General features: G+C 70.0%; 2 protein-coding genes. One reads left to right on the top strand and one right to left on the bottom strand.

The features are described 5' to 3' along the window. Positions 1-116: 116 nt before the first annotated feature. Positions 117-5,582 carry a carboxyl transferase domain-containing protein gene (locus tag QH276_RS29805; RefSeq protein WP_280402714.1) on the bottom strand — a complete coding sequence of 1,822 codons (5,466 nt, stop codon included), beginning with the start codon at positions 5,580-5,582 and terminating at the stop codon, positions 117-119. A gap of 326 nt (positions 5,583-5,908) precedes the next feature. Here QH276_RS29805 and QH276_RS29800 point away from each other — a divergent pair, with 326 nt between their 5' ends. Further along, on the top strand, positions 5,909-11,836 hold the full coding sequence (locus QH276_RS29800) for a non-ribosomal peptide synthetase (protein ID WP_280406975.1): 5,928 nt from the start codon (positions 5,909-5,911) through the stop codon (positions 11,834-11,836). Positions 11,837-11,851 lie beyond the last annotated feature (15 nt).

Genomic DNA, 11,851 nt, shown 5'->3' with positions numbered 1-11,851 from the left:
GGGGGTGGGTGCCCTAACGGTTTGCGCCCGTGGCGTTTTGGTGTACTACCTGGGATCAAATTGTTTTTCGTACGCCGGCGCCGTCACGGGGGGGGGTTCGGGCGACAGCGCGCGGATCATCCCAGCCGGGCCTCGATGGCTTCGATGATGCGGGGGCGGAGTTCGGCGGCGCGGATGATGGCGTCCACCGAGCCGACCTCGACGGCGCGCTGGATGCTGTGCACGGCGTCGAATTCCGCGGCGACCTCACCCAGCTTCTCGGCGCGGACCGAGGAGCGCAGTTCGTCGAGTTCCGCGGTGAGGGCGGCGCGTTCGGTGCCGGAGGCGTTGGCGGCGCGTTTCTCCAGGTCCCGGACCCGGGTGTCGGTGGCGGTGCGTTTGCCGACCTCACCGGCGAAGACCACGGCCGCGGCGGGGGCGCCGCCGAGGACCGAGGCGAAGGAGCCCTCGATGGCCAGAACCGTCATATTCGGGTTGAGGGCCTTCGAGAACACCACGAACGCGCCACCGTGGTAGCGGGAGATCACGCAGAACACGATCGGGCCGTCGAAATTGACGATTGCCCGGCCGATTTCGGCGCCGTACTCGAGTTGCAGTTTGCGCATCGATTCCGGGGAACCGTCGAAACCGGACAGGTTCGCCAGCACCACCAGCGGGCGGTTACCGCTGGCCGCGTTGATCGCCCGGGCGGCCTTCTTCGACGACTGCGGGAACAGGGTGCCCGCGGTGTAGGTATCGGGGCCGTCCGTCGCCGGGAAACCACGCCGCGGGATGCTCTGGGATTCGATACCCAGCAGGCAGACCGGGATACCGCCCAGGTGCACGTCCTGGACGACCGCGGTTTCGGCGTCGGCCATCCCGGCCCAGCGTTCGAGCACGGGATGGTCCTGGTCGGACAGGGCGCGCATCACGGTGCGGATATCGAACGGCTTCTTGCGGTCCGGGTTGGCGGTGGGGGAGAAGATCTCCCCGACGGTGGTGAAACCGCTGTCCGCCAGGACGTGCGGGAAATCCGAGATATCGCGGTCGACCGGGTCGGTGGTGGCCGCACGACGGGGTGCCTGCTCGCCGGGGGCGATGTAGGTGTGGTCGTAGTGCGACATCAGCACACCGCGAGCCGCGGTGAGGTTCGGCGCCCAGTACTGCGCCTGGCCGTTCGGGCCCATCACGCGGTCGTAACCGCCGATACCGAAGTTGTCCTCCGCGGAGACGCCGCCGGAGAAGTCCAGCGACTGTTTACCGGTGAGCACCATGGCCGAATCCGGGGTCATCACCAGGATGCCCTTGGTGTGCATGAGCATGGTGGCTTCGGCGTTCCAGTACGGCTGGGCGCCGACGTTGATCCCGGCGACCACGATATTGATCTCCTGGCCGGCCTGGGTGAATTCGACGATGCGTTTGAGCGCCGCCGCCACCCAGTCCATGTTCTCGGTGCCGGAGGTCATCGAGATCCGGGCACCGGAGGACAGGGCGTACCACTCCAGCGGGACCTGCATACTGTCGGCCAGGTCGAGCGCGGCGATGATCCGGCGGCATTCCGGTTCCGAGAGCGCGCCCAGCGATTTGGTGGGATCGCCGAGCAGCACCACGCGGGTGATGCCCTCGGGGTACCGGTCGGTCGGGGTGGTCACCACACCGGCGACGATGGCCGCGGTATTGCGGCCCTTCGGCCGGTCGACGGGTACCAGCGCGTGGTCGGCGTCGAGATCGTATTCGGTGAAATCGCCGAGCAGATCGGTCAATTCGTACGGGTAGACGGCATTGCGACCGGCCGCCCGCAGCACCTTCTGCCGGTACTCGTCCAGCGGCTCCACCGGTTCGTCGGAGCGTTCGCCGACGACGACCTGGGTACCGCCGATCGCGTCGAACGTGATGCGCAGCGCGAGCTTGACCAGTTCACCGGTTTCCGGATCGGGCTGGCGGGCGATGAGCAGGATCTCCTCCAGCCCGGCGCCGACCGTGGTCGGCCGTACTCGTTCGACGATCTTCTCCAGCTCGCCGCGGGTGATATCGATCGGCGGCCAGATGTACATCACGATGCGGTTGGTCTGCAGCCGTTTGGCCGCCGGCCGCCCGGCCTGCGCGCGCCGGATGGAATCGAGGCAGGTGGCGATGGTGCTCTCCGCGGTCGGCAGGGTGACCAGCCGGCCGTCGTGATCGCGCAGCGCGGTCAGGTCACGGACCTGCGCGAACGCGACGAGACGCTCATCGGCCGGGTTCTCCTTGGCGACACACCGGAACAGGTACACCTCCTCGTTGTCCGAGGACGGCAGCTGGGTGAGATCGAACTTGTGCAGCCGCTTCATCTGCATCCGCTGCGCGATATACGGGTGCAGGCCGCGAATGAGCCGTTCCTCGTCCAGCCCGGTGGCCGACGGGCGGAACGTGAAGTGGTAGTGCATCACCGCGTTATCGCTACCCGCCACGGTGGCGGTGATCCGGTGCACCAGGTTGGGCACCGGCTGCGCGTTGAGCACCTCGTGCAGCGCCGCCGCCATGGCGTCGAAATCCTCGGGCTGGTTCTCCCAGGACAGGTAGATATCGGCCTCGATGGAGGCGGTGCCGGTGGCCAGTTCGGACAGTCCGCGCATGGTCTCGGCGAGCGAATCGAAGCTCACCGCGGCCGACACCAGATTCACGCCCTTGCGTTCGGCGACGACGAAGGTGCAGTCGCCGGCCTGCCGGGTGCGCACGCCGGTGAGGTCCTTGTTGCCGTAGTAACGGCGGGTCAGCACCTCCAGCATCACCGTGTTGTCGGCGGAACCGCGCGACAGCCGCTGGCCGAGCAGCCGCACCAGCGGCTCGGTGGCGCTGACCATGGCGGCGATCCGGTCGCCGCGGTCGGCCGCGTCCGGGTTGGCGTCGAGGTAGGCGAGGTTCTTTCGGGCGTCGGTGTAGACGCGGGCGCGGTTGCGGCGCAGCACCGGCTGGCCGTACCAGGCGAAGACCAGACCGCGGGTGAGGTCGGCGATCACCGGGAAACGCACCTGGGTGGCCGCCACCAGGCGTTCCAGCGCCAGGCCGACGGGTTCGCGCAGCACCCGGTCGGGCATCGGCTCACGCAGCCATTCCCGCAGCAGGGTCGAGATCACCTCGACGGTGTCGGCGGGGCGCTGCTGGGCCAGGAAGATCCGGAACACCGCGGATTCGAGGTCGGGGGTGCGTTCCAGGTCGGTGACGCCGTAGTGCGCGAGCGCCGTGGCCAGTTTCGCCCGGTACGACTCCGGCAGCCCGGCCCGCTCGACATCGAGACTCTGCAAATAGGTGTGGAAGTATTCGCGGGCGCTGTGCACATGGCCGCGGCCGCCGCCGTCGTCGTCCGAGGGGCGGTTGTGGCTGAGTTCGGCCAGATCGGCGAACACCTGCATGAGGTCGAGTTCCTCGGCCAGCGGGCGGTGATTGTCCGCGACGGCCGCGCTGCGCGCACTGAGATATTCCGCGAGGACCCGGCGATCGTCGTGCGGGTCGACATCGAAGCCCAGCAGCAGGCTGCGCAGATCCTGCAGGCCGCGGGTCAGCCGCTCGTGCGGCTGCACCTCGGCGGGCGCGTCGGGCAGATCCAGCACCACCGAGGCGGTGGCCGCGGTATCGCCGGCGGCGTCGTCCTCGGCGAGCGGTTCCAGGCGCAGCAGCGGCGCACCGGTCTCCACCTGGGTGCCGACGGAAACACCGCATTCCTTCACCCGGCCCCGGAACGGCGCCCGCAGCACCGTTTCCATCTTCATGCTCTCCAGCACCAGGACGGGTGCGCCGGCCTCGACCTCGTCGCCGACCTCCAGCGGGGTCGCGACCACCAGCGCGGGTGCCGGGGACCGGACCACACCGCCCTCGTCCCGGCTGATCCGGTGGGTCACACCGTCGATATCGACCAGGTGCACCGGGCCGTGCGTGCCGGTGGTCAGGCGGTAGCGCACGCCGTTCACCACGACCTGGCCGGTGTGCTGGTCGAAACGTTCCAGGTCGACATCGGCGGTGCGGGTCTCGGCGCCCGCCTCGATCCCGACCCGGAACCGGTGCGCACCGATCCGGGCGACCCGCACCCGGTAGCTCGCGCCGCGCAACTTCAGGTCCAGCGGCCGGCCGCTGTCGTGCTGCACCTGCGGGCGGCCACCGGCGGCCGTGGAGAGCAGCCGGTGCCGTTCGACCCGCTCCTCTTCCTCGTAGGCATCGATGGCGGCGGCGGCCAGCGCGACGGTGGAGTGGCGGTGCGAAACCAGCCGGCCCTCCGCGCGCACGCGGTCGATCCAGCCGGTATCGGCACTGGCGTCGATCACCTCGGGCTGATCCAGCAGATCGAGGACGAAGCTCTTGTTGGTGGCGCCGCCCTCGATGATCACCCGGGTCTGCGCGACGGCGCGGCGCAACCGGCCCAGCGCCTCGTCCCGGTTACGGCCGTAGGCGATGATCTTGGCGATCATGGAGTCGAAATCGGCGGGGATGGTGTCGCCCTCGCTGACCCCGGTATCGACGCGGATACCCGGCCCGGCGGGCAGGTCCAGGTGCGCGATCCGGCCCGGGGCGGGCGCGAAGTCACGGTCGGGGTCCTCGGCATTGAGCCGGGCCTCGATGGCGTGGCCGCGTTCGGCCGGCGGTTCACCCTCGAGCCGGCCGCCGGAGGCGACCAGCAGCTGCGCCCGGACCAGGTCGAAACCGGTGGTGTATTCGGTGATCGGATGCTCGACCTGCAGGCGGGTGTTCACCTCCAGGAATGCGAACAACTGCTCACCGGGGTGGTACAGGAATTCCACGGTCGCCGCGCCGCGGTAGTCCACCGCGATCGCCAGCCGCTCCGCGGACGCCTTCAGCTCGGCGGCCTGCTCGGCGCTCAGCACCGGCGAGGCCGATTCCTCGATAATCTTCTGGTTACGCCGCTGCACCGAGCAGTCGCGTACGCCGAGGGCCCACGCGGTGCCCTGGCCGTCCGCGATCACCTGCACCTCGACATGCCGGGCGCCGGTGACCAGCCGCTCCAGGAACACCACTCCGCTGCCGAACGCGCGCACGGCCTCCTGGCGGGTGCGCTCGTAGGCGTCGGCGAGTTCGGCCTCATTGGTGATCACCCGGATACCGCGGCCGCCGCCACCGGCGGTCGCCTTCAGCATCAGCGGGTAACCGATCTGATTCGCCGCGGCCAGGGCGTCGTCGAGTGTTTCCACCGCGCCGCGGCTCCACGGCGCGACCGGCACCCCGACCTCCTCGGCGATCAGCTTCGCGCCGATCTTGTCGCCGAGCTTGCGCATGGCCTCCGGATCGGGGCCGACGAAGGTTACGCCGATCTCTTCGCAGAGTTCCGCGAACGCCGGATCCTCGGCGACGAACCCCCACCCGACCCAGGCGGCATCCGCCTTGGTCGCCAGCAGCGCGCTGCGCAGGACCTTCAGGTCCAGATACGGGCGCGCGGAGGCCGGGCCGAGGTCATAGGCCACATCGGCTTCCCGTACGAACGTCGCGGTCCGGTCCACATCGGTGTACAGGGCGACAGTTTCTATCTGTTGCCCGGTCTCGGCGGACAGATCCCGGACAGCGTGGATGAGCCGCATAGCGGACTCCCCACGGTTCACGATGGCGATGCGGTTGAACACTCGCCGACTCCTTCCTGCGCAAGCACGAGCCCCGGTCGGGGCGGGGGTTGCGGGTACGTTTGGGCCAGTCTGCCCTGTCACCGCGCGAATTCGCACAGCGTATGGGGGCTACTCGCCCGTATCTTGCCGAATCGGGGGTTCGCGGCGCCTTGGGTGAGGTCGGCGCCGGCTCTCCCCTCCGTCCGCGCCGGTCATCGCTGTCCGCTCCGGGCGGCGTGTCTCGGCCATTGCGACGGTGTGTGCATCACCGGTATCGGCCACGGCCGCCTGTGCTTTTATAGGGCAGGCTTACCTATCTGCTTCGGCGGAGATATCGAGGACCTGTAATGCACACGAACCCGGGCGTGTTGTCGCCACTCACCACAGCGCAGCGCGAAATCTGGTTCGCTCAGCACCTACACGATCACATTCCGTTCACCATCACCCAGTACGTGGACGTGACCGGTCCCTTCGATTGCGCCGCCTACGCGGCTGCCGGGCGCCGGGCGGCCCGGGAGCTCGGCGTGTACCTGCGGTTCGGTCTCGGCGCGGACGGCACCCCGTGGCAGCGGATCGAGTTCGACCAATACGACGAACTCGATGTCCTCGACCTGAGTGCCGAGCCCGATCCGCACACCGCGGCCGCGGAATGGATGCGTACCCACCGGCAGCGGCCGATGGACGTCACGGCCGATCCACCATTGGAGTCGACCGTGCTGCGGCTCGCTCCGCGCCGGCATCTGATCTACACCCGGGCCCATCACCTCCTGCTGGACGGCTACGGCGCGATGATCCTGGCCCGCCGGACCGGCGAACTCTACGAGCTGATCCGGGCGGGTGCCGAGTTGCCCGACCTCGAGCCCGGGTCACCCGAGCTGCTGCTGGCGGCGGACCGGGCCTATCGGGCCTCGCCGCGGTGGGAGAAGGACCGCCGATACTGGGCCGAGCACGCGGCCGGGCTGCCCGAGCCGGTGACCCCTGCCCTGCGGTCGGGCGATCTCGCCGCGTACTCGGTGGTGGCCGGCATCGATCTGGACCCGGCCCGCGCCGCGGCATTGGAAACCGTCGCCGACGGGGCCGGGGTTGCCGCGGTGCTGGTCGCCGTATTCGGTGCCTATCTCGCCCGGGTCACCGGTGCCACGGAGGTAACGCTGAGTCTGCCGGTGGCCGCGCGCACGACCGCGGTGTTGCGCCGCAGCGCCGGGCTGGTCAGTAATGTCGTCCCGCTGCGACTTCCGGTTTCCGGTTCCGCCCGCCTTGCCGACCTGCTGGCCGTGGTGCGGGCCGAAATAGGTGGTGCGCTACGACACCAGCGCTACCGCGGCGAAGATATCGCCCGCGCCGCCGCCGTCGGCGAGCGGCAGATCGATCGCGATTTCGGCCCGGCCGTGAACATCATGAACTTCCACTCCGCGGTCGAGCTGGGCCCCGCGCGCGGCACCCTGCACATGCTCGGCACGGGGCCGGTCCCGGATCTGGCGTTCAATGTCTATCCCGGGTCGACGGCCGGTCTGCGGACGGAATTCGAGGCCAATCCGAATCGGTACACCCGCGCCGAACTGACCGCACACCACGCACGATTCCAGCGGCTGCTCGACCATCTCACCGGTGACGCGGCGGCCACGGTCGAGGGTTTCGATCTGCTGGACGATCGCGAGCGCCGCATCCTGGTGCCCCTGCGCGGACCCGCGTCCGCCCCGGCCGAACCACTGGCCGCGCTGATCGCCGCCGCGGTGCAACGCGATCCGGACGGTATCGCGGTGGTGCACGGCGAACGGCGCTGGAGTTACCGGGAATTCGACCGGCGCACGGATGTGCTCGCGCGTGCCCTCATAGCGGCGGGCGCCGGCCCGGAACGGCTGGTGGTCACCATGCTCGAGCGCTCGGCCGAATCGGTGGCCGCGGTCTGGGCGGTGGCCAAGTCCGGAGCCGCCTTCGTGCCGGTCGATCCGGGCTACCCGGACGACCGGATCGAGTACCTGCTCGCCGACTGCGGTGCGGAGGTGGCACTGACCACCACAGCACACGCGGGCCGGCTGCCCACCGATATGCGCAGTGTTCTCCTCGATGATCTGTTCGACGCACCGCTGGGCGCCGCGGTCGGCGCCGTGACCGATGCCGACCGCGGTGCGCCGCTGTCCGCCGCCCATCCGGCCTATCTCATCTACACGTCCGGGTCCACCGGGCGCCCCAAAGGAGTAATGGTCACCCACGGCGGCCTGGCCAATCTCGCCGCCGAACGCCGCGAACGCTTCGGCCTGCGTCCGGGCACGGTGACCCTGCACCATGCCTCGCCCGGCTTCGATATGGCGGTGGGCGAGCAGCTGTGCGCACTGGCCGCCGGCACCACCATGGTGATCGCGCCACGATATGTCGTCGCGGGCGACGATCTGGCCGAGTTGATCCGCCGGGAGCGGGTGACCATGGCCATCATCACCCCGGCTGTACTCGCCACCCTCGACCCCTCGGCGGTACCGGCTCTCCGCGCGCTGGCGGTGGGCGGCGAGGCCGTGCGACCCGATCTCGTCGATGCCTGGGCGCCGGGCCGGTGTCTGCGCAACGGGTACGGTCCGACCGAGGCCACCGATATCGCAACGCTCGGCGAGCTCGAGGCGGGCCGGCCGGTCACCATCGGCGCACCCTTGCGGGGATTCCACGCGGTGGTCCTCGACGCCGCGTTGCGACCGGTCCCCCCGGGCGTCCTCGGCGAACTGTATATCGGCGGGCCGGCACTGGCCCGGGGCTATCACCGTCGTCCGGGGCTCACCGCGAGCCGCTTCGTCGCCGACCCGTTCGGCCCGCCGGCGGGGCGTCTGTACCGAACCGGTGATCTGGTGACGATCACCGAGGACGCCGAACCGCAGTTCATCTACCACGGCCGCAGTGATTTCCAGGTGAAGGTGCGCGGCTACCGGATCGAACCGGGCGAGATCGAGACGGCGCTCACCGCCCTACCCGGGATCGCCCGCGCCGCGGTCGTCGCCCATACCGATCCCCGAACCGGTACCCACCTGGTCGCGTATCTGGTGCCGGAGCCGGGTGCGCGGATCGAGCCGGCGACGGTGCGCACCGCGCTCGCCCGGCGGCTGCCCGCGTACTTGCGACCCGCCGCCTACGAAATCCTCGATACCCTGCCGTTGACCGCCAACGGGAAGCTGGATACCCGGCGGCTGCCGGTACCGGTGTTCGGGCGGACCGAGTTCCGCGCCCCGGCGGGCGCGGCCGAGGAACAGGTCGCGCGGGTGTTCGCCGAAGTTCTGCAGACCACGGAGCCGATCGGAGCCGACGACGACTTCTTCGCCCGCGGTGGCACCTCACTATCGGCGAGCCGGGTCGCGGCCCGGCTCGGAATGCCCATGCGTACGCTTTTCGATTCACCCACCGTCACCGAACTCGCCGCCGCGCTGGATGACCGGGAACTCACGCCCGCGCTCGAACTCGTGCCGGTATCCCGGCCGGGCCCGGTTCCACCGGCACCGGCCCAGTTGCGACTCTGGCTGCTCAACCAACTGCTGCCGGATTCCGCGGCCTACCATCTACCGGCGGCGGTCCGGTTGACCGGGGCACTGGACCTGGACGCGCTCCGTGCGGCCGTTGCGGCGGTACTGGATCGGCACGAGACCTTGCGCACCGTGTATCCGGAGCGCGGCGCCTCGGCCTACCAGCGGGTCCTGCCGGTCGGCGAGGCCCTGGCCGCGCTGGACCTGTCGCCGCACCAGGTGGCCGGTGATGCCGATCCAGGCGCGGCCGCGGAGGTGTTCGCGCGCCGGCCCTTCGACGTGGCCGTCGATCTGCCGATCCGTGTTCGTCTGCTCCGGACAGGTACCGACGCGCACGTCCTGTTACTCGTCGCGCACCATATCGCCGCAGACGGCTGGTCGCTCGGTCCGCTGATGGGCGATCTGATCACCGCGTACGAGGCCGCTCGCTCGGGGACTGAACCGGGCTGGCCGCCGCTCCCTGTGCGGTATATCGACTACTCCTGCCGGCAGCACGAAATACTCGGTGATCGCACCGATCCCGGTAGCCGCGTCACCCGGCAACTGGCGTACTGGCGCACTGTGCTGGCCGGAGTCCCGGACAGCCTGCCGCTACCCACCCGGCCCGGCGGTCCGGGCGAACGCGCCGGCGCGGGAGCGACGGTCGCGGTGGCGCCGGTCGTCACCGGAACCGCGCTCGGCGACAGCACGCCGTTCATGGTGGCCTTCGCGGCCTACGCGGTTCTGCTGCATCGATTCAGCGGTCGCACGGATATGGTCATCGGCGTCCCGGTGGCCGGTCGGGGGCATCCCGCTCTGGACCGGATGGTCGGCATGTTCGTGAATACCTTGCCGTTGCGCGTCCGTATCGACCCCGCCGCCTCGTTCCGCGACCTCGTCACCCGCGTGCGCACTGCCGCGCTGGACGCCTTCGAAAACGCCGATGTGCCCTTCGACCGGATCGTCGATGCCGTGGATGCCCCCCGCCTGGACGGCGGCCACCCACTGCTGCGCACCGTTTTCTCGTACGAGAACCTGCCCGCGCCGCCGCCACTGATGCTGGACGGCCTGGAAGTCGAGGTGCTGGAGGTGCCGCAGCGGACTACTCAGTTCGATCTGACCGTCACTGTCCGGGAAACGCCGGCCCGGGCAGTATTCGGCTACGACACTGCTGTTTTCGACGACGCCACCGTCACTGCTTTCGCGCACGGATACCGAGCGATACTCGCCGCGGCCCACGACGATCCGGATCGGCGGGTCGGCGATCTCGCCGAGATCATCGCTCCGACCGGGACGCGGACCGTCGCTCCGGTCATGTCCGGTACCGGTACCCCGGCACCCGCCACCGCGCACCAGGCTTCGGCCGGGACACCCCAAGAACAAGCCGTCGCGGCCGTCTTCGCGGAGGTCCTCGGGTTGCCGTCGGTGGGGCCGGAGGACGATTTCTTCGCTCTCGGCGGTACCTCGCTGCTGGTGTTCACCCTGCGCACGGCGCTGCGCGAGCGCCTGGGCCTGGAGGTGGAACCGCGTACCTTCTTCACCGCCGCGACCGTGCGAGCGCTGACCTCGGCCGCGGACGACGACGATCCCGCCGCGTTCGCCCGGCAACTGCTCGACGATGCACGGCTCGACCCCGGATTCTCGGTGGAGGCTGTCGCGCCCGCGGATCCGGACGGTCCGCTACTGCTCACCGGGGGCACTGGATTCCTGGGTACGCATCTGCTCCGCGCACTGCTGGATTCCGGCACGCGGACGGTGTACTGCCTGGTGCGCGCCACCACTGCGGTGGACGGCCTGGCTCGGCTGCGCACCGCCATGGCCGGATACGAGCTGGTCCACGACGATCTGCCGAACCGGGTCATCGTCGTCCCGGGCGATCTGGCCCGGCCCCGCCTGGGGCTGGACGAGCCGACATTCGTCGACCTGGCCCGCCGGCTCGGGGGCATCGTGCACAACGGCGCGCTCGTCAACCATCTGGCGTCCTATCGGCAGCTGCGCGCCGCGAATATCGGCGGCACCCGAGAGGTACTGCGCCTGGCCACGACATCCCGGAAGATCCCGGTGCACCTGGTGTCCACCTTGGACGCCGTGCTGGGCCCGGACCGCACCGGTCTCGTCACCGAGCGGAACGAGATCGCGGCTGCCGAAGTCGCCCGGCACGGTTATGTGGCGACCAAGTGGGTGGCCGAACAACTGGTGCTCCGAGCAGGCGAGCACGGTGTACCTGTCGCGGTGTACCGGCCCGGGTTGGTCGCCGGCTCCGTGCGCACCGGCGCTGTTGCGCCGGGCGACGCGCTGTGGACACTGCTGCGTGCCGCGGCACTGATCGGTGTCGCGCCGGAGGTGGGTGCGGCGGCGGTTTCGCTGGCGCCCGTGGACTATGTGGCTTCCGCGCTGGCCGCGCTGATCGCCGGAGCCCCGGCTTGCGGCGAAAGGTACCACCTGGTGAACACGGTTCCGACGCCCGTCCGGGAGCTGCTCGCCGGCCTCGCCCGGCTGGGTTGTCCGGTGCGCACCGTCCCGGCGGAGGAGGCCCAGCGTGTACTGGGTGAGCAGTTGGCGGCGGGTTCCGCACCGGAGGCCGACCTCGGGCGCGCCGCGCTGCTCATCGGCACCTATGTCGATCTCGATGTTCCCGGAACCGCCGATCTGGTGCTGGACGACAGCCGAACCCGCGCCGCGCTGGCGGGCAGCGGTATCACCTGCCCGGTAATCGACAGCGCGATCATCGATCGGTATCTGCGCCGGCTCCAGGAGACCGGTCTATCGGCACCGGCGGCCGGAGCCGTTCGCTGACCACCGGTCGACAGC

The organism is Nocardia carnea (assembly GCF_029869215.1).
Classification (GTDB): Bacteria; Actinomycetota; Actinomycetes; order Mycobacteriales; family Mycobacteriaceae; genus Nocardia; species Nocardia carnea_B.
This window is presented reverse-complemented; position numbering and strand designations above follow the sequence as displayed.

Excerpts from the sequence above, each read along its gene's own strand:
- QH276_RS29800 (WP_280406975.1), top strand. The coding sequence starts at position 5,909 with ATGCACACGAACCCGGGCGTGTTGTCGCCACTCACCACAGCGCAGCGC.